Source organism: Labilithrix sp. (genome assembly GCA_019637155.1).
In the GTDB taxonomy this organism is placed as follows: domain Bacteria; phylum Myxococcota_A; class Polyangia; order Polyangiales; family Polyangiaceae; genus Labilithrix.
Genome location: JAHBWE010000017.1, coordinates 97,879 through 117,960, shown reverse-complemented (window position 1 = coordinate 117,960; position 20,082 = coordinate 97,879). Strand labels below are relative to the sequence as shown.

Genomic DNA, 20,082 nt, shown 5'->3' with positions numbered 1-20,082 from the left:
GTCTCGCATCGTGCTCGAGGTGGGGGCGAAGCTCGCCGGTCGGTTCGTCGTCGAGCGCTGGCTCGGCGAAGGCGGTATGGGCGTCGTCTTCGAGGCCCTCGACGAGCAACGCGGCGAGCGCGTGGCCTTGAAGACGCTCGGACGGATGGACGGCGAGGCGATTTACCGCCTGAAGAAGGAGTTTCGCGTCCTCGCCGACCTCGTCCATCCAAACCTGATTCGTCTCCACGAGCTCTTCAGCGATCGAGACCTCTGGTTCTTCTCGATGCAGCGCGTTCACGGCGCTCCGTTCGTCGACTACGTGCGCCGTACCAAGGGACCGCTCGAACATGCGGCGACGGAGCCGGCGGACGTCGCGAAGCGCTCGCCGTTCGGAGAACCGGAGCCGCTCGGCGGTGCCATCGACGAGATGCGTCTTCGGGCGGCGATGCTCGCGCTGGTCGAAGGCGTGGAGGCGATCCATCGTGCGGGCAAGCTGCATCGCGATCTCAAGCCGTCGAACGTCCTGGTCGATCGCGACGGCAAGGTGACGATCCTCGATTTCGGGCTCGTCGAGCCCCATCGTTCCGACGCGACGAAGAGCCAGGAGGGCGCGGGCACGCCGGGGTACATGGCGCCCGAGCAGCTCGTACGCAACGGCGTCTGCTCGGGGAGCGACTGGTACGCGGTGGGGGCGATGCTCTTCGAGGCGCTGACGGGCGAGCTCCCGTTTCGCGGCACCGCGTACGAAGTCATCGCGGCGAAGGCGCGGGAGGAGCTCGCGCCCGATCCGCGCGTGCTCGCGCCGGAGTCGCCGCCCGACCTCGCGGTCCTCGCGCGAAATCTCCTCGCGCCGCTGCCGGAGAACCGCCCGACACCCGCTCAGATCAAGGCGACGCTCGGGAGCGCGGAGCCGCCGACGCCGAGCGAAGCGGCGTCCTCCCTCACGCCGGTCTTCGTGGGACGTGCCTCCGAGCTCGCGCGTCTCGAAGAGGCGTTCGACGCACGCGCGGCAGTGGTCGCGGTGCGCGGACTCTCCGGGATGGGAAAGAGCACGCTCATCGAGCGGTTCCTCGCTCGCGTCGAAGCGCGCATGCCTGACGCGGTCGTGCTCTCGGGACGTTGCTACGAGCGCGAGTCGGTTCCGTTCAAGGCGCTCGACCCTATCATCGACGAGCTCAGTCGCCGGCTCGCGCGCATGGACGCGATCGATGCGGCGCTGCTGACGCCCCGCGACGCGCCGGAGCTCTGTCGTCTCTTCCCGGTGCTCGCGCGCGTCCCGACGTTGAAGAGAGCGAGCGCCGGTCGCGCGCCGATCATGGATCCCGCCGAGGTGCGCCGCCGCGCGTTCGAGGCGTTGCGCGAGCTCTTCTCGCGCCTCGCCGAGATCCGTCCCGTCATCGTCGCAATCGACGATCTGCAGTGGGGCGATCTCGACAGCGGCTGGCTCCTCGCGCGTCTCGTCGCGCCGCCCGACCCGCCGAAGATGCTGGTTCTCCTCGGCTATCGCTCGGATGAAGAATCGCGCAGCCCGTTCGTCGTTCACCTCGCGGAGAACGCTTCGCCCGAGGTCATCGACCTCGCGCCGATGTCCGCCGACGAGTCTCGCGAGCTGGTCTCGAAGCTCCTGCCGGCGGCCGACAGCGACGCGGCGCTCGCCATCGCCCGCGAGGCGGGCGGCAGCCCGTTCTTCATCGGTGCCCTTGCCGCGAACGGTGAAGACGCTTCGCTCGAGAGCGTGCTCACGTCGCGCGTTGCAAAGCTCGAGCCGTCGGCCCGCGCACTCCTCGAGGTCGTGGCGCTCGCGGGCACTCCGATATCGCGCGAGCGTGCGCTCCGAGCCGCGAGCCTGGGCCGCGCGGAGGACGGGAGCATTCCCGTGCTGCGAGCCGCGTCGCTCCTGCGGACCACGACCGACGAGTGGCTCGTCACCTATCACGATCGCATCCGCGAAGCGGTCGTCGGTGGTCTCGAGGAGGAGCGACGGCGCACCCTCCATCGCGCGCTGACGAAGGTGCTCGACGCGTCGGAGGTCGACGCGCTCGCGCTTCACCATCGTGAGGCTGGCGATCGCGAGGAGGCGCTCCGCTTCACGCTCCTCGCCGCCGAGCGCGCGAGCTCGGCCTTCGCGCCCGAGCGCGCGGCGACGCTATTTCGCCAGGCGTTGTCGCTCTCACCGGCCGACGACGTTCGCCGCACGGCTCGCCGTCAGCTCGCGGACGCGCTGGCCGACGCGGGCCAGATCGTGGAAGCGGCGGACCTCTACATCGAGCTCGCTCGCGAGGCGGACGACGCCGACCTGGAGCTACGTGCGGCCGGTGAGCTCACTGCCGCCGGGCAGACGGTTCGAGGCTTCGATGCGGTGAGGCGCGTCAACGAGCGTTTGGGGCTCTGGATGCCGCGATCCCCGAAGGTCGCCGCCTTCCTCGGCGTGCTCCTCGTCGTGTACTTCCGGTTCTTCGTCGAGAAGCGCCGTCGCCGTCGAAGACTGACTGCGCATCATCGCGCGCGGCTCGATGCCATGCAGACCTTCGCCATGGCGCTCTCGCTCACCGAGACGCCGCATGCCTTCTATTTCGGGGCTCGGTCGTGCGTGCTCGGCTTCGACTCCGACGACGCCGAGATGCGCAGTCTCGCCTTGATGAACGCGGCATGGACGAGCGCGTTCGTTCGTCCCTCCGACTCGGCGGCGGATGGATACCTGGCTTCGCTCGCGCGCACCGGAGGCAAAGACTTCGAGGGCATGCACTCGTTCATCACAGGGGTCGTGGCCACTCTTCGTGGTCACTGGCGACGGGCGGCGGATGCATTCGAGAAAGCGGAGCGGCAGAGGTATCGAGGACGGCTCCGCCAGGGCGCGTTCCACTCGTTCAACCGGACCTGGTACTCATGGGCGCTCTACTCTCAGGGACGGATTCGCGATCTCCATCGCGTCGTGACCGAGTCCATCGCCGAGGGAAAGGCGCGACGCAACGTCGTTGGCCATATCGCCACGCTCCAAGTCGCTCCGCTCGCCTGGCTGGCCGCGGATGACGAGGCGACCACTCGTCATGAGCTCGAGGACGCGTCCGAGCGATGGAAAGACACCCGAGCCTCGATCGCTCATTTTCATCCGCTCCACTACTGGGAGGCGGTCGCGCATCTGCTCGCGGAGATGTACGCAGGCGATGCGAGGGTCGGACGTCACATGGAGGCGATCTGGCCGCTCGCCAAGGAAGCGGGCGTCTTGCGTATTCCCATCTTCGGGCTCTCGATGTGCCTGTGGCGCGGTCTCGGCCTCGCGATGCGTGCCGCGACGCAGTCGGCGCGCGAACGCGAGGCGTTGCTCGCGCTCGTGGAGCCGCTCGCCGCTTCGCTCGACGACAACCCGATGGCGGGGGCCTTGGGGCATGCCGCTCAGCTACGCGCCACGATCGCTCGGGTTCGCGGTCAGGAGGAGGCGCGCCGATGGCTCGCCGTTGCCGTCTCTCACTTCGACGCCGCCAAAATGGAGGCCTTCGCGGCGTGTGCGCGCTACTGGCTCGGCGGAACCGAACGCGAAGCCGCGATGACGTTTATGGAACGCGAAGGCGTGGTCCGCCCGGCGAAGTTCGCGCGGATGCTCGTCCCGGGCTTCGACGACTAGCGCGCTACTTCGGGGTGGGTAAAAGACGCAGGCGCGGCGGTGTCCTGGCTACAGGGCAGATCGCTGGATCCTGCCCTCGTAAGTCATTGTCGCCATTGGATCATCCTGCCCGGCTCGGGCGTTGCAGAGATGCGCCGCGATGCCGAATCGCTCCTGGTCGAGGCTCGTGGGCGCAGTGATCGTGGGAGGCATGGTGGCGGCGGGGACGGGGTGCTCGTCGGAGCCCGTCGTGGAGGAGCCGAAGGGCGAGACGACCTCGGAGCTCTCGACGTGCGAGGTGCTCGCGAGCGCCGCGGGCGCGACGGTCGCGGTCACGGTGTACTCGGCGACGGCGACGGGGACGTGCGCGGTGGGCGCCGCGGCGGTGACGGTCGCGAGCGGCGGCGTCGCGGCGGCAGGCTCCGTCGTGTGCCTCGCGCCGGCGGCGGCCGCGACCCTCTCCGGCCTCGCGGCGCTCCTCACCGCCGGCGCGACCTACCTCGTGTGCGGCGAGGTCGAGTCGCAGATCGAGAGCGCCGCGGAAGAGGAGGCCGCGCCCGCCGCCGAGAGCGAGCTCACGTGCACGCCCGCCGAGCACCGCGACCTCGCGCGCAGGAAGGGCATCGCCTGCGACAACCTCCCGAACAGCTGCGAGTCCCTCGTGCGCTCGAGCGGCGGCGGCGCGGCGATCTGCATTGGCCTGACCGGGCGACGCAACGAATACGCGAAGTGCCGCGCCGCCCGGCAGGAGGTGATCGATCGCTGCTTCGGCGGCACCGCCACCGACCGAGGTCACCAGCAGCAGCTCGACGACATGGACCGCCTCACGGAGGAGTGCGACGCCTATATCGCCGAGATCTGCCCGACCGGGTGAGCGGAAGACCCGTCACCGAGCCGTCAGCGCAGGCGCGGGCTTCGGTGCGCCCCGCGCGGGCGGCTTCTTCGTCGTCGCGACTGCCCAGACGAATATCGCAATTGTGACGAAAAAGGCGATACGAACGAGCGCGGTGAAGGCCGGGCGCGGGCGGCCGCGGACGGGCCGCCCGCCCGTGACCGCGGCCTCCACGCGCGCGGCGAGGGCGGGGTGCATCTTGCGGTTGACGAGGAGCGTCGGCATCAGCCGCGCCCCTTGTTGCGGTCGACGAGCGCGAGGAGCTCCTCGCGCGTGACGCCGAGGCGCGCGGCGGCGTGGCCCGCGAGCGAGGTCGTCGCGACGCCGGGGACGAACTGATACGTGGGGCGCTGCCCCTCGCCGAGCTCGACCTGGAGGAAGCGGAGATCCGGGATCGCCTTCTCGCGCTCGAGGCGCGCCGCGAACGCGAGGAAATGGGTCGTGATGAACGCCTGCGGCTCGAGGCGGCCCAGGATCTCGACGACGAGCTCGAAGATCTCCTCCCCCTCGGACGGGTTCGTGCCGGAGCAGAGCTCGTCGAGGATGACCATCGCGCCGGGCGGGAGGCGCTCGAAGAGGTCGCGGATCCGCACGAGCTCGGTGCCGAGGCGGCCCTCGGACTGATCGGCGCGCGCCTCCTCGATGAGCGACATCACGAGGCCGGGGACGATCGCGCACGTGCCCGCGCGCGCCGGCACGAAGAGGCCCGACTGCGCGAGGAGCTGCGAGAGGCCGAGCGACTGGAGGAGCCGCGTCTTGCCGCCCGAGTTCGGGCCGGTCACGAGCACCGTCGACGCGTGGTGATCGCCGCGCACGTCGCACGGCACCGGCTGGACGCCGTGCGCGAGGAGGAGCGGGTTGAAGAGGCCCTCGAGCCGCCGCGGCTCGCCCGCGCTCACGAGCTCGGGGAGCGACATCTCGAGGCCGGCCGCGCGCGCGGCGTCGGCGAGGCCGAGCGCGCCGAGGTAAAACTCGATCTCGCCGAGGAGCTGCACGAGCGGGACGAGGTCCTCCTGCAAGCCGTCGAACACCGCGTCGATGAGGCGCGCCATCACCTCCTGATCGGAGAGCTTGTAGCCGCGCGCGAAGAGCTCCAGCTTCGCGAGCCAGCGCCGCCACGGCGACTGCACGAACGGGTTCTTGTCGTCCTCCTGCACTGCGACGACCTCGAAGCCGCGCACCTTGCCGTCGGCGCCGACCTGGATCTTGAGGCTCATCGTCGCGAGGCGCTCGTCGTAGCGAAGGAGGTCGGCGAGCGAGCGGTACGGCTCCGCCTCCTGGACGCGACGGCCGAAAGCGGCGAGGCGACTGAGCCCCGACTTCGCGCCGAGGAAGCCCTCCGCCGCGCAGTCGAAGACCTCCTTCACCACCCCGAGGATGTCGAGGTGGCGGCGGTTCGGGTCCCACTTCCCCGCGTCGCTCGCGGCGTCGAGGAGCGAGCGGAGGCGGCAGAGCAGGACGTAGAGCCGCTCGAGCTCCGACCGCAGCGCCGGCTGCGCCGCGAGCTCCGCGAGGACCGCGCGCCGATGTTTCACCGCCGCGACGTCCTTCGGCGGATGCGCGAGGAGGCGGACGAGGTGCTTCTTCGCGACCGGATGCGGCCGCCCGTCGATCGTGATCTTGAAGCAGAGCGCCACCAGCTCGGCGAGGAAGAGGTCCTTCGCGAACGACGCCGGCTCCCACGTCGACTCCGCGACGCTCGCGTTCTCGAGCGCCTCGGAGAAGACGCCGCCGGTGACGCCGGAGGCGAACGCGAGGGCGAGCGAGAGGCGCGTCTGCTCGACGTCGATCCGCCCGATCGGCTCGGGGTGCAGCAGATCGGGGACGTGCGGCTTCGGCTCCGGCGCCCGGACGCTCACGGAGGGGCGGGCGCGCGTGAGCTCTTGTTCGGCGAGCATGTCCTCCGCGGACAGCCCCTCCGCCGGGATGTTCCCGCCCGCGTCACGACCGCTCGAATCACGACCGCGACGCTCGTTGACCCGCCGCCACCGAAGTCCGCGTGCTCGTTCGTTCCGTTTTCCCGAGCTCATCGGGCTGTAGCTCCGTGGTGTGGACGCGGACCTGGGCCGGCGGCCCGGCGTCGACGCGGTGGTGGACCGGGGGAACGCTCGGATGCTGCAGCATCGCCGGCGGTGGCGCCGCCTGGGCGGCCGGGCTCCACCCCATCTTCCGCAGGAGCGCGCGGATCGCGGCGCCCTTGTGCCACGTCAGGATGAACACGAGCGCGAGCCCGCCGAACATGACGATCGGCACGCTGCGCTGGAGGCGGAGCTGGCTGAGCATGACGGGGACGATGATCCAGCCGAGGCCCCAGAGCACCCAGAGCAGGCGCCGGAGCGACTTCACGAGGTCGTCCTCGCGCGGGTCGCGCTGCGGCGGGTAGTAGATCGCGGCCGGATGAGGCATCGGCGGCGGCGGCGCGGACGGCACGCGCTCGACGCGGTGGATCGGCGCCGGCTGATGCGAGATCGAGGTGCGGACCTGATCGATCGCGGCGCCGAGGTTCTGCGCGCGGCGATCGGGATCGGGCTCGAGCATCTGCTCGAGCGAGGTGAGCATCGTGGGGCTGACGCGGCTCCCGAGCGCGGCGCGCACGTCGACCTTGAGGCCTTGATGCGGGAGCGTGTCGGGATCGGCGCCGGCGAGGCACGCGAGCGCGGTCGCGCCCACCGCGTACACGTCGGTCGCCGGCATCGCGCGGCCCTGGAACTGCTCCGGCGCCATGAACCCCATCGTCCCCACCACCGTGCTGTTGCCGCCGCGGCGCTGGAGCAGCTCGCTCACCGCGCCGAAGTCGACGAGCACGTACGAGCCGTTCGGCCGGCGCACGACGTTGCGGGGCTTGATGTCACGATGGACGATCGGCGACGCGCGGCCGTGGAGGTACGTGAGCGCGCGGTCCGCGTCGGCGAGGAAGCGGCGGACCTCGTCCTCGGAGAGCGCGCCCTCGCGCTTGCGGATCGCCTCGAGGGTCTCGCCCTCCACCTTCTCCATGACGAGGAAGAGCGCGCCGTCCTCTTCGAAGTGCTCGATGTAGCGCGGGACGAGCGGGTGATCGATCGTGGAGAGGACGCGCGTCTCGCGCTCGGCGAGCTCGACGTCCTTCCAGCCCTTCGCGCCGCGGACGTCGAAGCGCTTGATCGCGACGGGGCGGCCCTGCTCGTCGGCCGCGTCGAACGTCATGCCCTGCGCGCCCTCGCCGAGGACGCCGCGGACGACGTAGCGACCGTTGCCGAGGGTCCCGCCCGGTTCCATGTCGAGGTGCTTAGCACATCTCAGGACTTGAGCCGGTAGCCGCTGGTCACGAGCGCGCGTGCGGCGACGAGGCAACCCACGAGAAACACGGCGGTCAGCGCCAGGCTGATGCTCACGCTGACGTCGGAGGTGTCGTAGAAGCTCCAACGGAAGCCGCTCACGAGGTAGACGACCGGGTTCACGAGCGTGACCTTCTGCCAGAAGGGCGGGAGCATCTTCAGCGAGTAGAAGCTGCCGCCGAGGAAGGTGAGCGGCGTCACGATCAGCATCGGCACGATCATCAGCTTCTCGAAGCCGTCGGCCCAGAGCCCGATGATGAACCCGAAGAGGCTGAACGTGACCGACGTGAGGACGAGGAACGCGATCATCCACCCCGGGTGCGCGACGGAGTAGGGGACGAAGAGGCGCGCGGTGAGGAGGATGATCGTGCCGAGCAGGATCGACTTCGACGCGGCGGCGCCGACGTAGCCGATGACGATCTCGAGCCACGAGATCGGCGCGGAGAGCACCTCGTAGATCGTGCCCGAGAAGCGCGGCATGTAGATGCCGAACGACGCGTTCGAGATGCTCTCGTTCAGGATCGACAGCATCGTCAGGCCGGGGACGATGAACGCGGCGTACTGCACGCCCTCGACGTCGGTCATGCGCGACCCGATCGCGGAGCCGAACACGACGAAGTAGAGCGACGTCGAGATGACGGGCGCGAGGATGCTCTGCATGAGCGTGCGGAACGTGCGCGCCATCTCGAAGAGGTAGATCGCGCGGATCGCGTAGACGTTCACGACGCCGCCTTCTCTTCGACGAGGTCGACGAAGATCTCCTCGAGCGAGCTCTCCTTCGTCTGGAGGTCCTTGAGCTCGATGCCCGCGCTCGGCAGCGCGGCGACGAGCTCGGTGATGCCCGATCCCTGCGCGTCGAACGTGAAGACGAGGGCGTCCTTGTCCTTCGTCAGCTCGAGGCCGAAGCGCTCGAGCGGCGGCGGCACGGCCTCGATCGGGCCGCGGAGGAAGAGCGTGAGCTGCTTCTTCCCGAGCTTCTTCATCAGGACGTTCTTGTCCTCGACGAGGACGAGCTCACCTTTGCGGATGACGCCGATGCGGTCGGCCATCTGCTCGGCCTCTTCGATGTAGTGCGTCGTCAAGATGATGGTGACCCCGCTCTCGCGGAGCTTCCGGACCATCGTCCACATGTCGCGGCGGAGCTCGACGTCGACGCCGGCGGTGGGCTCGTCGAGGAAGAGGATGCTCGGCTCGTGCGAGAGCGCCTTCGCGATGAGGACGCGCCGCTTCATGCCGCCAGAGAGGGTCATGATCTTGTCGTTCCGCTTCTCCCAGAGCGAGAGGTCGCGGAGCACCTTCTCGACGTGCGCCGGATCCTTCGGCTTGCCGAAGAGGCCGCGGCTGAACGTCACCGTCGCGAGGACGGTCTCGAACATGTCGGTCGAGAGCTCCTGCGGCACGAGGCCGATCTTCGAGCGCGCGGCGCGGTAGTCCTTCACGATGTCGTGCCCGTCGGCGAGCACGGTGCCGCCGGTCGCCTTCACGGTGCCGCAGGTGATGCCGATCAGGGTCGTCTTGCCGGCCCCGTTCGGCCCGAGGAGGGCGAAGATCTCCCCTCGCCGGATGTCCAGGGAGACGCCCCTCAAGGCGCGGAATCCTGACGCATACGTCTTGTCGATGTTCTTGATCGAGATGATTGGATCCATTGGTTTCAGTCACTTACGAGGGTGAGACCCACGCGAGACAGGGTGGGGCACACATTCACCTGGCACGTGGGTACATCAGGGCGTAAGGCGTCGCCCATGCTCACGCTCAAGCGCCTCGGTGCGTCCTCGGCCGCGATTGGCCTTCTCCTTCTTGGCTGCTCCACCGGCGTCGCCGACGATACCGCGGCGAGCGCGGATCAGGTGAAGCAAGGCACGCCGGGCGGCGAGCCGGGGACGGGCGAGGGCGAGCCGGTCGTTCCGGTCGTCGAGGAGGACGCGGAGCTCCCGGTCCAGTGGCCGAACCGCGGCTCGGCGGACTGCCAGAACTTCCAGAACTCCGATCCGAGCATCTACAAGTTCAAGCTGAACGCGAACACGTTCATCCTGCGCGAGAACAAGTGCCTCAACTTCGAGGGCAATTTCATCTACGTGCTCTTCGGTCAGAAGAAGGTCCTCATCCAGGACACGGGCTCGATCGCGCAAGGGATGTCGAGGGCGCTGTTCACGCAGCTCTTCCCGATCCGGAACACCATCGAGGCGATGATCGGCGAGTGGCTCGCGGCGCACCCGAACGAGGACGGCTCGCCGCGCACGCGCGACTCGATCGAGCTCCTCGTCTCGCACACGCACTCGCACGGCGATCACGTCTCGGGCGACTACCAGTTCAAGAACGCGGATGGCACGCCGCTCCCGTACACGAAGGTCGCGGGCCTCCGCCCCGCCGACGTGGCGAGCTTCTTCGGCCTCACGAACTGGCCGAACAACGCGGGCTCGATCGACCTCGGCGATCGCGTCGTCGACGTGCTCCCGATCCCGGGCCACGAGGCGTCGCACGTCGCGCTCTACGACCACGGCTCGCAGCTCCTCCTCACGGGCGACACGCTCTACCCGGGCCACATCTTCATCCAGGACTGGGGCACGTTCCGCAAGAGCACCGCCAAGCTCGCGGCGTGGATCAAGGAGACGGACGCGCAGGGCAAGCCGGTCCGCCCGGTCAAGCACGTGTTCGGCACGCACATCGAGAAGAAGCCGGGCACCGGCGCCGCGTCGTTCTACCGCTACGGCACCCGCTTCCACCCGACGGAGCGCCACCTCGAGCTGACCGGCGCGCACGTCGAGCTCGAGGCCCAGCAGGCCCAGTCCCTCGGCCCCGTAGCGCCGTCGACCGAGCAGTTCTTCGACGACTTCTCGATTGACCCCTGATCGGGGTCTCTTACCCAACGTCGGGGGCTCCGCCCCCGACACCCCCGCCCCAGACACGGCCCGGCGAAGACGCCGGGGCGCTTCGCGCCCGCTTTCGCGGCCGCTTCTGGGGCCCCGGTCGGCGCGGCAGCTGCGTGCGAACGCGACGCGGCAGACGCCTGCGTGCGCGACGCGGTAGACGCGTGCGAGCACGGCGCGCGGCAACGCGTGCGAGCGCGACGCGGCAGACGTCTGCGAGCGCGACGCGGCAGACGTCTGCGAGCGCGACGCGGCAGACGTCTGCGAGCGCGACGCGGCAGATGCGTGCGTGGCGTCTTGCGGGCGCGGTCTGCGTGCGCGACGCGGCGGCTGCGTGCGCGGCGCGACGTCTGTGTGCGTGGCGGCGTGCGCGACGCGTCTGCGGACTGCGCCTGCGACGCGGCGCCTGCGTGCGCGGCGCGACGTCTCGTGGCGGTGTCTGCGTGTGCGAAACGTGACGTGGGGTCTGCGTGCGCGGCGCGTCTGTGTGCGATGCGGTGTCTGCGTGCGTTTTTCTTAGCGCGCACGACTCTCCAGTTCGCTGTGATGTCTTCGGTATGCGGCGTCGCGAGGATCTGCCGTTCCGCTACGCATCGCGGCCGCGTCCCAGGTACGGCTCCATCGCCGAGTCCACAACCCAGCCCCCAGCGGCCCACAACCAGCCCCAGCGGCCGCGTCCATCGCGAGCCGAGTCCACAACCCAGCCAGCCCGGCCCACCCCAGCATCACGGCCAACCCAGCATCGTCGCCGGCGGCTGGCTGCGTGAGCGCCTTACTGCTTCGTGAGCTCGAAGCCGCCGGTGCAGTTGGGGCAGGTCCAGGTGCCGGTCAGCTTGTTGCCGGTGAGCTTTGCGGTGAACGGGAACGGGAGCGTGCCGCCGATGCCGGCGACCTGCACGTTCCACACGCCCGTGACGGTGTCGCCGTCGATCGTCGCCGACTGAGCGGGCGCGGTGCCGGTGCGCGAATCGACGAGGCCGCAGCCGTTGAGGTTGCGGATCTCGAGGCCGTTCATCGCCGTCACCGCGGCGGTGTACGCGCCGGGCGCGCCGCCGATCGCCTGCGTGACGTTGCCGGAGTTCTGGAAGTTGCAGCCGCCGTTCGGACGGTTGTTCTGGTAGGTGCCGACCCAGTCGCCCGTGAACGTCTCGAACTTCGCGCTCGGCGCCGCGCCGCCGACCGTGAACGAGCACGGCCCGCTGCCGGTGCAGCCGCCGCCGGTCCAGCCGGAGAAGAAGGAGCCGGGCTTCGGCGCCGCCGCGAGCGTCACCGTGGAGCCCGCCGCGAACGTGGCCGTGCACGGACCGCCGTTGCACGTGACGTCGCCCTGACCGCCGCCGGTCGACGCGATCGTGAGCGCCTGACCCGTCTCCGCCGGCGTGGTCGGCCCCGTCGCCGCCGAGCTCGTCGAGCCCTTGCCCGGCGTATCGTCGCCTTCGTCGTCTTCGTCGTCTTCCGCGTCGACGTCCGTCGCCTTCTGCGAGCGCTTCGGAGCCTTGCGGTCGGCGCTCGGATACTCGCCGATGGAGGGCGCGGTGCACCCCACCACCGCCACGACCATCATGAGCGCCAGGGCCAGAAGCGACCGCATGGTGAGACTGCAAAGCAACCGTCATGCCGTAATTCGCGTGCCGCCAACGGCTACGAAGTCCGCTAGTTCTGGATTATTCCGTCTGTAGGCGAATGCGGGACGGACGATCTCGGATCGATCGCTGTCCATCAGGGCGCGTGTAGGCGGCGTGACGGCGTACTAGCCTTCATCGCCCATGCGTCACGTCCTCGCTCGCGGGCTGCTCCTCTCGTTGTTCCTCGGCTGCGCCGGGAGCCCGCCGGCACCGCCGCCTCCGCCGCCTCCGCCGACGACCGCGGTCGCGCCGCCCGTCGTGCTCGCCGACGCCGGCGCCGACGACGCCGCGGCGGCGAAGGTCGCGAAGCCCTGGCCGTACGCGACGCCCGTCGTCGTGCGCAGCGCGAAGGGGATGGTCGTGACCGACAACGCGGTCGCGTCGAACGTCGGGCGGGACGTGCTCGCGGCCGGCGGCAACGCGGTCGACGCCGCCGTCGCGACCGCGTTCGCGCTCGCGGTCTCGTACCCCACCGCGGGCAACATCGGCGGCGGCGGCTTCGCGGTCACGCGCATCAAAGGCGACGTGAAGGCGCTCGACTTCCGCGAGACCGCGCCCGCGGCCGCGACGCGCGACATGTACCTCTCGCCCGACGGCAAGCCGAAGCCCGAGGCGCGCGAGGGCATCAAGTCGGTCGGCGTGCCCGGCAGCGTCGCGGGGCTGTGGGAGCTCTATCAGAAGCTCGGATCGAAGAAGAAGACGTGGGCCGAGCTGCTCGCGCCCGCGATCAAGCTCGCGGAGGAGGGGTTCCCGATCGACGAAGGGTTCGCGGGGACGTTCGAGCAGCAGGCCGGCAAGCGGCTCATGAAGCACCCCGTCTCCGCGGCGCTGTTCTTCCCGAACGGGCAGGCGCTCGCGAAGGGGACCCTCTTCAAGAACCCCGACCTCGCGGTGGTGCTCAAGAGAATCGTGAAGGGGCCGAGCGGCTTCTACGAGGGGCCGACCGCGGACGCGATCGTGAAGCAGATGAAGGAGGAGGGCGGGCTCATCACCGCCGCCGACCTCAAGGGCTACAAGGCGAAGTGGCGGAAGCCGATCGAGCTCACCTACCGCGGCCACAAGATCGTCTCGATGCCGCCGCCGTCGTCGGGCGGCGTGACGATCGCGATGATCGCGCACATCCTCGAGGGCTACGAGCTCGGGAAGATGGGCGCCCAGTCGCCGGAGGCGCTCCACTACCTCTTCGAGGCGATGCGCCGCGCGTACGCCGCGCGCAACGCGAAGCTCGGCGATCCCGACTTCGTGAAGATGCCGCTCGACGAGCTGCTCTCCGAGAAATGGGCACAGGAGCAGCGCGCGACGATCAAGCCGGACAAGGCGACGCCGTCGTCCGAGATCGCGACCGGGCCCGCGAGCGGGACGGGGCCGCACACGACGCACTTCTCGGTCGTCGACGCGAACGGCGACGCGGTCGCGCTCACGACGACGGTCAACTGGTGGTACGGCTCCGGCGTCACGGTGAAGGGCGGCGGCTTCCTCCTCAACAACGAGATGGACGACTTCGCCGCGGTGCCGGGGACCGCGAACGGGTTCGGGCTCGTGCAAGGCGAGGCGAACGCGATCCAAGGCGGCAAGCGCATGCTCTCGTCGATGTCGCCCACGATCGTGAGCGGCGCCGACGGGAAGATCGAGATGGTGCTCGGCGCCGCGGGCGGGCCCACCATCATCACGTCGGTCTTCCAGGAGCTCTCGAACGTCGTCGACTTCGGGCTCGACATCGGGAAGGCGGTGAGCGTGCCGCGCTTCCACATGCAGCACCTCCCCGACGAGGTCATCTTCGAGGCCAACGGCCTCGCGCCGGACACGCGCACATCGCTCGAAGCGATGGGCTACACGTTGAAGGAGCGCGGCCACCTCGCCGACGCGCCCGGCATCGGACGCGAAGGAGCGGAGTGGGTGGGCGTCGCCGAGCCGCGGCGCGTCGGAGGACTCGCGTCCGCACCGTGATCTGTCGGATCACCGACAGAAACGGGGAGAGGCGAGCAGCATCGGAACGAAGAAGAGGTCCACCGATGATGTCCATGGCGCCGATCCTGATGCACTCCGATCACGTCTCGCCGAGCGCGCGGCAAGCGCTGCGCGCGGCGTCTTCCGCGCGTCCCGAGCACCGCGACGCGCTCCTCGTGACCGCGGCGCGCATCCTCCACGCGGAGACGGGGCTCCCGTGCGAGGACGTGAAGGAGCTCGTCGGGCTCCCGACCGGCGACTGCTGACGATCGGCATCAACACAGCGCGCGCATTCTGAAATCCAATTTGGACGATGGAAGAGATGATCGCGTTCGCGCGATCCGATCGACACTTCGCGCGCCGAGATGCGCGCCCGTCGTTCCATCGTCATCGCTTTCGTCGTCGCCGGGATCGCTGCCGCGACGGCGGTGACCGTCGTCGCGCGCTCGCGCTCGATGCGCGCGACCGCGACGCTCGTGAGCGCGCCGAACGTCGGCCAGCGTGAAGAGGGAGCGAGCGCGATCGCGCCGGCGGTGGTGAAGACGGCGGAGCGCGTCGCGGTGGGGACGACGACGCTCAGCGCGGTGACGCTCGACGCGGACATCGTCGCGCGGCTCGACGGGATCGAGACCGCGGTGCGAGAAGGGGACCTCGCCGCGCTGCCGGTGCTCGCGCGCGCGGACCTCGCGAGCGAGCCCGAGGCGGCGCCGGCGATCATCCATGCGGTCGCGAGCCTCGCGGCGCAGGGCGGTCCCGCGGAGCACGCGCTCGCGGGCAAGACGCTCGCGCGCTGGCTCGGCGAGGAGGCGAAGCGGGACACGCGCGACGCGAGCGGCAACGTCGTGAACCTCGTCGAGGCGCTCGGCGATCTCGGCGGCGACGCGGCGGTCGACGCCCTCGTCGACGCGCTCGATCGCGACGGCATGCTCGACCTCCCGCTCCAGACCACGGCCGCGCAGCGCCTCGCCGCGATCGGCGACAAGCGCGCGCTGCCCGCGGTGGAGCGGTTCGCGGCGCGCGTCGCGAAGCTCGAGCCGAGCGCCGACGCGTTCGAGCGCGAGCTCCAAGAAGAGGCGAGGGCCGCCGCGGCCGACGCGCGCGGCGACCTCGGACGATGAACGAAGACGAAGAAGAAGGAAGGCGAAAGAGCATGATGACCAAGACCCTGTTCAGCCTCGGCTTGACGTCCGCGCTGTTCCTCGCGGGCTGCACCATCCCGGCGGAGGAGGTCGAGGAAGACGTCGACTCGACCGAAGCAGAGCTCTCCGCGCCGACGTGCGCGCCGTCGATCGCCGCCGGCGCCGTAGCCGCGAAGCACAAGGCGATGCTCAACACGATCGCCTTCACGGAGGGCACCGCCGGCACGTGCGGGCAGGACGGGTACAACACGATGTACACGCACCGCTGCTTCTCGAGCTGCAACCGCCACCCCAACATCGCGATCACCGGCGGCGGATGGACGTCGACGGCGGCGGGCCGTTACCAGTTCCTCAACCGGACCTGGAACACGCTCGGCTACTCGACCTTCAACCCGAAGAACCAGGACCTCGGCGCGATGAAGCTCATCTCGCGCCGCGGCGTGACGCTCCCGACGACGCGCGCCCTCACCGCGACCGAGTTCTCCAACACGATGAAGAAGATCTCGTACGAGTGGGCGTCGCTGCCCTTCTCACCGTACGGTCAGCCGACGGTGAGCCTCTCCCGGACGCGCGCGAAGTACTGCTCGTTCGCCGGCTGCTAGATCACTCGCAGGGGAACCAGCCGCTCTTCGACTCGCCGAGGCGCATGTACGTGCGGCCCTTGTGGTCGCGGACCTGCGCGGCGTGGACGGCGAGGTCCTGCGAGTGGACGTCGTCAGCGATGATGCTGCCCTTCACGCGCTCGGCGTTGACCTTCTGCTCGGTGACGACGCCGCTCGGCGCGGTGCGACGAAGCAGACCCGTCGCGCTGCCCTTCTTCCAATCGAGGAAGAGCTCCGTCGTGCCGTCGTGGATGTTCGTCGTCCGGCAGACGCGCTGGCCGGTCGGCTCCTCGGCGCGCGGCGAAGACTCGCGCGACTCGGGCTCCGCCACCTCGCTCGAGGTCACCGTCGTCGTTCCGACCGCGTTCGTCGTCGACGAGGCGCAGGCCACAGCCATCGAACCAAAGGCGAGGATCGCGAGGAGGCGCATTTGTGGCACGTGTAGCAGAAAGTGCGCCGTCGTCCAGGAACCCGCGGACGATTTCCTGATTTCCGTGGCTCAGGGCGCGGCGGCGCCCGCGTCGGGCAGGAGGAAGAACTGGCCCTCGCCCTCCTTGTAGAACTTCCAGAAGTCGTCGGCCCAGACCTCGCCGCCCTTCTCGTTCGGATGGATCTTGTCCTCGCGGCGCGCGATCTCGAGGTGCCGCTCCTCGCTCGTCGCGTCGTAGAACTTGCAGGGCGCGACGTGGTCCTTGAGCCAGTCGTTGAACTTCTGCTGGTGCGGCTTCCAGATCGGGGGGGCGACCCAGATGCAGTCGATCTTCTCGACGCGCTTGATGAGCTTCGGCACGTACGGCCCGATTTCCTTTTCGATGTCGATGAAATGCGGGACGTGGTTCGCGCCGAGGCTGATGACGATGAGGTCCGGCTTCGTGCTCGCGAGGAGCTTCGGCAGGTGATCGTTCTGCGAGAAATCGTGGATCGTCCCGCTCTCGATGACGTCGCGGAAGTACTTCGCGCCGTCGGCGACGAACTTCGGTCCGAGCGCGCGCGAGAGCCCGCCGCCGACCATCGAGTCGCCGGTGTGGAGCACGCGGAGGTGCTTCTTCGCGATCTTCGGCGGCTCCGGCGGCTCCGGCGACGGAGGCGGTGCGGCATCGACGACGGGCGGGACCGCAACAAGAGGAGAAGCCGACGCCGACGCCGCCGTCCCGTCGGGCGCCTCCTTCTTCGACGAGCAGCCCGCGATCAGAAACACGAGCAAAAACAAGATGTAGGTGTTGGAAGGATACACGCCGACACGAACGTACCTCGAGAGGCCTGCCGTGTCTCCTTTTTGCTGCTTTTCGCTGCTCTAGCGAGGCCACGTCTCGGGGCAGGTCTCGAGCGCGGCGGCGAGCTTCTGGCCGCGGAAGATGCGCCAGCACGTTCCGTGGTGCACGTCGATGAAGCCGCCGTAAGCCGGCGTCACGTCGCGCGCGAGCTTCTCGTTGCAGTCGGCGGCGTACTCGGCGTCCTCGGTCGAGAGCAGCTTCGTCGCGAGCGCGCCCGGATCGATCGCGAGGATCTTCCCGATGCGCACCGCGGCGGAGTCGGCGTCGTCCTCCGCGGTGAACACGCGGATGCGGCTCACCTCGGGGTTCGCGAGGTCGACGCGCAGCTGCCCCTGCGCCGCCACGCCGAGGGCGGCGACCTTCTCCGCGATGTTCCGATCGGGCGCGGTCGCGTCGGCGGCGGCCTCGGCGGGGGAGATCTCGAGGTACGCGTCGAGCGCGGCGGCGTCGGCGCCGATCGCGGCGAGGCGCGTCGCGGCGTTCGGATCCTCGCCCGCGTCGCGCTTCGCGTAGAGGACGAGGTCGCGGTAGCTCATCGTCACGTGCGCGAGGCAGCTCGCCTCGAGCTGCCAGTATTGCGTCGTGAGCCCGTCGAGCCTCGCCGCGTCGGTCCCGAGATCGAACGTCGACTGATCGCGCGAGAGGTGACCCGAGCGGAACACGAGCGCGCCGATCTGCTGCGCGACGTCGCGCGCGGCATCGCAGTCGTCGGCCTTCGGACCGGTGCGGCCCTCCGCGTCGTGAACGTAGCGGAGGTAGCGGCCGTAGCGCGGCCCCGCGAGCCCGTCGGTCTTCGCGGTGCCGACGTCGGTGGGGTAGCCGTTGAACTCCCGCTCCGTGAGCTGCCCGACGCGGTCGCCGAGGAGGCCGATCTCCTGCGCGATCTCCGCGACCTCGGGATCGTTCGTCTCGTACTCGCCGAACAGGTTCGTGCCTTCGCGGTAGTGGATCGGCGTGAAGTACTCCCGGTCGCCGTTGCGGAGGAGGAGGTGCCCCATCTCGTGCGCGGCGATGAGCTGGAGCTCCGCGTCGTTCGCGCCCTCGACGTAGCCGCTCGTGAAGACGAGGACGTAGAGGGCGGTCTGGTGGCCGCCGACCTCGCGGTAGACACGACCCGCGATCACGAACGCGTTCGGCGAAGGCGTCTCCTGGATGATCGCGATCGGCGCGACGTCGAGGCCCTTCGTCGCGTCGGGGTACAGCGTCTGGTACGCGCCGAACACCGCGTTCGCCGCCGCCTGCGCGCGCCGATGCGCGACGCTGCCCGGCGCGCGCCAGCGCCGTTGCGGGAGGTAGCGCTCGAACGTGCGGATCGCCGCCGTCTCGGTCGGGAACACGTGGAAGTACGCGTCGGCGCGCTGCGCGAACGTGCGCGGCAGCGTCGTGCACGCCTCTGCGACGGCGGGCGCGGCGTCGGGCTCGATCGGCGCGGGCTCGCCGGCGGCGGCCGGCGGCGCGGGGGCGGGCGCCGGATCGTCGCCGCACGCGAGGAGCAACGCGAGCGCGGCAGCTCCGACCTTCGCCCGCGACATCCCTCGAAGTATCGCGCGCCTCCGGGACCTCGGCCAGCGCGGATCAAATATGACATAAAGCTGTCATCGTCGATCGGTAGGGTGTCTCTCATGGAAACCAAGACGAAGCACACGGGCGGTTGTCACTGCGGCGCGGTTCGGTACGAGGCGCTCCTCGAGGCATCACACGCCAGCCGCTGCAACTGCACCGTCTGCATGAAGACGGGCGTGCTCGGCGGCATCATCAGGCCGCACGAGCTGGTGGTCCTCCGGGGCGAGGACGCGCTCGCGACCTACGAGTGGGGCGCGAAGACCTCGAAGCGCTACTTCTGCAAGCACTGCGGCGTTCACTGCTTCGGCCGCGGTCACCTCGCCGAGCTCGGCGGCGACTTCGCGTCGGTGAACTACCTCACCCTCGACGAGGTCGACCCGATCGACGTGCGCGTCACGTACTGGGACGGCCGTCACGACAACTGGGCGGCGGGTCCGCGCGATCAGCCGTGGGCGCTCGCGTGAGCAGCGCCGCGGGGTCCTGCTGGTAGAAGTCGGCGAACGTCGCGTAGAGCTCCGGGTGCCTCGCCCGGAGCTGTCGCGGCTTCTCGAAGAACATCTCCGTGACGACGGCGAAGAACTCGGGCGGGCTCGTCGCGCCGTAGTCGTCGATGTCGGAGCCGCGGCCGGCGTGCACCTTCGCGACGAGGTCCTCGTACTCGGCGCCGAGGACCGCCGCCCACGTCGCGTAGCGCGCGCGCGTGTGGAGGGCGGGCGCGCCGTCCATGTCGCCGTCCTCGGCGTCGAGCTGGTGCGCGAACTCGTGGAGGACCACGTTGTGGCCGTCGCTCGTGTTCGTCGTGCCGCTCTGGACGGAGTCCCACGCGAGGACGACGACGCCGCGGTCCCACGACTCGCCGAGGCGATCGACGCGCTCCTCGATCACGACGTAGCCCTCGCGCCGCGTCGACTTGGCGGTGTACGCGCTCGGGTAGACGAGGATCGTCTCGAGGTCCGGGTACACGTCGGTGTCGCGACGGATGAGGAGGAGGCACGCCTGCGCGGCGATCGTGACCTTCACCTCGTCCGTGATCTCGAAGCCGCCCGCGCCCTCGAAGTGCTTCTCGTCGAGGAACGTCATCACGAGCTTGTCGAGCTCGGCGCGGTCCTCCTCCGGCAGCGCGGCGACGAGCGGCACGTTCCGCTCGACGATCGCGTTCCACTCCGGCGGGAACGGCTTCGGGTTTCGCTCCCGCAGCCAGCGCTTGAAGCGGCGGAACACGCGGCGAGCCTACTACGGGGCTCCCTCCGCGGCGCCGCGATGTGATATCTCGCGG

The 20,082-nt window shown here is 69.8% G+C and carries 18 protein-coding genes; 8 read left to right on the top strand and 10 right to left on the bottom strand.

All coding sequences use genetic code 11. The features are described 5' to 3' along the window. The first annotated feature begins 10 nt into the window (after positions 1-10). Positions 11-3,604: a protein kinase gene (locus tag KF837_32625; GenBank protein MBX3232118.1), complete on the top strand. Its 3,594-nt coding sequence runs from the start codon at positions 11-13 to the stop codon at positions 3,602-3,604. A gap of 139 nt (positions 3,605-3,743) precedes the next feature. After that, entirely contained in the window at positions 3,744-4,457 is a 714-nt protein-coding gene (locus KF837_32620; GenBank protein ID MBX3232117.1) for a hypothetical protein, read from the top strand. Between the two features lie 12 nt (positions 4,458-4,469). On the opposite strand, the gene KF837_32615 is transcribed toward KF837_32620, so the two are convergent. From KF837_32615 to KF837_32595, 5 genes are read right to left on the bottom strand one after another with little or no spacing between them, the layout of a single operon-like run. After that, the gene (locus tag KF837_32615) at positions 4,470-4,700 is read right to left on the bottom strand and encodes a hypothetical protein (GenBank protein MBX3232116.1); all 231 of its coding nucleotides are present in this window, start codon (positions 4,698-4,700) and stop codon (positions 4,470-4,472) included. Further along, positions 4,700-6,373, bottom strand: a complete 1,674-nt coding sequence (locus KF837_32610; protein ID MBX3232115.1) for a DNA mismatch repair protein — start codon at positions 6,371-6,373, stop codon at positions 4,700-4,702. Before KF837_32610 ends, KF837_32615 begins: the two co-directional genes overlap by 1 nt. 58 nt (positions 6,374-6,431) lie before the next feature. Further along, positions 6,432-7,730 (bottom strand): serine/threonine protein kinase, encoded by a 1,299-nt coding sequence (locus KF837_32605; GenBank protein MBX3232114.1) that lies wholly within the window; start codon positions 7,728-7,730, stop codon positions 6,432-6,434. A 20-nt stretch (positions 7,731-7,750) separates the two neighbouring features. After that, positions 7,751-8,512 carry an ABC transporter permease gene (locus KF837_32600; GenBank protein MBX3232113.1) on the bottom strand — a complete coding sequence of 254 codons (762 nt, stop codon included), beginning with the start codon at positions 8,510-8,512 and terminating at the stop codon, positions 7,751-7,753. Then, positions 8,509-9,435, bottom strand: coding sequence for an ABC transporter ATP-binding protein (locus KF837_32595; GenBank protein ID MBX3232112.1), 927 nt, complete (start codon positions 9,433-9,435; stop codon positions 8,509-8,511). The genes KF837_32600 and KF837_32595 overlap by 4 nt, the downstream gene beginning before the upstream one ends. A 96-nt stretch (positions 9,436-9,531) precedes the next feature. On the opposite strand from KF837_32595, the gene KF837_32590 reads away from it, so the two are divergent. After that, a complete protein-coding gene (locus tag KF837_32590) occupies positions 9,532-10,638 on the top strand; it encodes an MBL fold metallo-hydrolase (protein ID MBX3232111.1) in 1,107 nt (368 codons plus the stop codon). 790 nt (positions 10,639-11,428) lie between these two features. Here KF837_32590 and KF837_32585 read toward each other — a convergent pair. Beyond that, positions 11,429-12,247: a hypothetical protein gene (locus KF837_32585; protein ID MBX3232110.1), complete on the bottom strand. Its 819-nt coding sequence runs from the start codon at positions 12,245-12,247 to the stop codon at positions 11,429-11,431. Positions 12,248-12,422: 175 nt separating this feature from the next. Between KF837_32585 and ggt the strand changes: the two genes are divergently transcribed. The 4 genes from ggt (at position 12,423) to KF837_32565 (ending at position 15,969) form a co-directional block, all read left to right on the top strand. Then, the gene (ggt, locus tag KF837_32580; protein MBX3232109.1) at positions 12,423-14,228 is read left to right on the top strand and encodes a gamma-glutamyltransferase; all 1,806 of its coding nucleotides are present in this window, start codon (positions 12,423-12,425) and stop codon (positions 14,226-14,228) included. A 65-nt stretch (positions 14,229-14,293) separates the two neighbouring features. After that, positions 14,294-14,494 (top strand): hypothetical protein, encoded by a 201-nt coding sequence (locus KF837_32575; GenBank protein MBX3232108.1) that lies wholly within the window; start codon positions 14,294-14,296, stop codon positions 14,492-14,494. Between the two features lie 99 nt (positions 14,495-14,593). Continuing rightward, complete coding sequence (locus KF837_32570; GenBank protein MBX3232107.1) at positions 14,594-15,346, top strand: hypothetical protein; 753 nt, start codon at positions 14,594-14,596, stop codon at positions 15,344-15,346. A 32-nt stretch (positions 15,347-15,378) separates the two neighbouring features. Continuing rightward, positions 15,379-15,969, top strand: a complete 591-nt coding sequence (locus tag KF837_32565) for a glycoside hydrolase family 104 protein (protein MBX3232106.1) — start codon at positions 15,379-15,381, stop codon at positions 15,967-15,969. Between the two features lies 1 nt (position 15,970). On the opposite strand, the gene KF837_32560 is transcribed toward KF837_32565, so the two are convergent. The 3 genes from KF837_32560 to KF837_32550 all read right to left on the bottom strand — a co-directional run bounded on the left by KF837_32560 (position 15,971) and on the right by KF837_32550 (position 18,775). Continuing rightward, positions 15,971-16,399 (bottom strand): hypothetical protein, encoded by a 429-nt coding sequence (locus tag KF837_32560; protein MBX3232105.1) that lies wholly within the window; start codon positions 16,397-16,399, stop codon positions 15,971-15,973. Between the two features lie 69 nt (positions 16,400-16,468). Further along, complete coding sequence (locus tag KF837_32555) at positions 16,469-17,203, bottom strand: SGNH/GDSL hydrolase family protein (protein ID MBX3232104.1); 735 nt, start codon at positions 17,201-17,203, stop codon at positions 16,469-16,471. A gap of 60 nt (positions 17,204-17,263) precedes the next feature. Continuing rightward, a complete protein-coding gene (locus KF837_32550; protein ID MBX3232103.1) occupies positions 17,264-18,775 on the bottom strand; it encodes a hypothetical protein in 1,512 nt (503 codons plus the stop codon). 90 nt (positions 18,776-18,865) lie between these two features. Here KF837_32550 and KF837_32545 point away from each other — a divergent pair, with 90 nt between their 5' ends. Next, positions 18,866-19,270: a GFA family protein gene (locus KF837_32545; protein MBX3232102.1), complete on the top strand. Its 405-nt coding sequence runs from the start codon at positions 18,866-18,868 to the stop codon at positions 19,268-19,270. On the opposite strand, the gene KF837_32540 is transcribed toward KF837_32545, so the two are convergent. Continuing rightward, a complete protein-coding gene (locus KF837_32540; GenBank protein ID MBX3232101.1) occupies positions 19,200-20,027 on the bottom strand; it encodes a zinc-dependent peptidase in 828 nt (275 codons plus the stop codon). The two genes, KF837_32545 and KF837_32540, sit on opposite strands and share 71 nt — an antisense overlap. Positions 20,028-20,082 lie beyond the last annotated feature (55 nt).

Excerpts from the sequence above, each read along its gene's own strand:
- KF837_32575 (MBX3232108.1), top strand. The coding sequence starts at position 14,294 with ATGATGTCCATGGCGCCGATCCTGATGCACTCCGATCACGTCTCGCCG.
- KF837_32605 (MBX3232114.1), bottom strand. The coding sequence starts at position 7,730 with ATGGAACCGGGCGGGACCCTCGGCAACGGTCGCTACGTCGTCCGCGGC.
- KF837_32590 (MBX3232111.1), top strand. The coding sequence starts at position 9,532 with ATGCTCACGCTCAAGCGCCTCGGTGCGTCCTCGGCCGCGATTGGCCTT.
- KF837_32560 (MBX3232105.1), bottom strand. The coding sequence starts at position 16,399 with ATGCGCCTCCTCGCGATCCTCGCCTTTGGTTCGATGGCTGTGGCCTGC.
- KF837_32545 (MBX3232102.1), top strand. The coding sequence starts at position 18,866 with ATGGAAACCAAGACGAAGCACACGGGCGGTTGTCACTGCGGCGCGGTT.
- KF837_32585 (MBX3232110.1), bottom strand. The coding sequence starts at position 12,247 with ATGCGGTCGCTTCTGGCCCTGGCGCTCATGATGGTCGTGGCGGTGGTG.
- KF837_32615 (MBX3232116.1), bottom strand. The coding sequence starts at position 4,700 with ATGCCGACGCTCCTCGTCAACCGCAAGATGCACCCCGCCCTCGCCGCG.
- KF837_32595 (MBX3232112.1), bottom strand. The coding sequence starts at position 9,435 with ATGGATCCAATCATCTCGATCAAGAACATCGACAAGACGTATGCGTCA.
- KF837_32620 (MBX3232117.1), top strand. The coding sequence starts at position 3,744 with ATGCCGAATCGCTCCTGGTCGAGGCTCGTGGGCGCAGTGATCGTGGGA.
- KF837_32550 (MBX3232103.1), bottom strand. The coding sequence starts at position 18,775 with ATGTCGCGGGCGAAGGTCGGAGCTGCCGCGCTCGCGTTGCTCCTCGCG.
- ggt (MBX3232109.1), top strand. The coding sequence starts at position 12,423 with ATGCGTCACGTCCTCGCTCGCGGGCTGCTCCTCTCGTTGTTCCTCGGC.
- KF837_32565 (MBX3232106.1), top strand. The coding sequence starts at position 15,379 with ATGATGACCAAGACCCTGTTCAGCCTCGGCTTGACGTCCGCGCTGTTC.
- KF837_32570 (MBX3232107.1), top strand. The coding sequence starts at position 14,594 with ATGCGCGCCCGTCGTTCCATCGTCATCGCTTTCGTCGTCGCCGGGATC.
- KF837_32610 (MBX3232115.1), bottom strand. The coding sequence starts at position 6,373 with ATGCTCGCCGAACAAGAGCTCACGCGCGCCCGCCCCTCCGTGAGCGTC.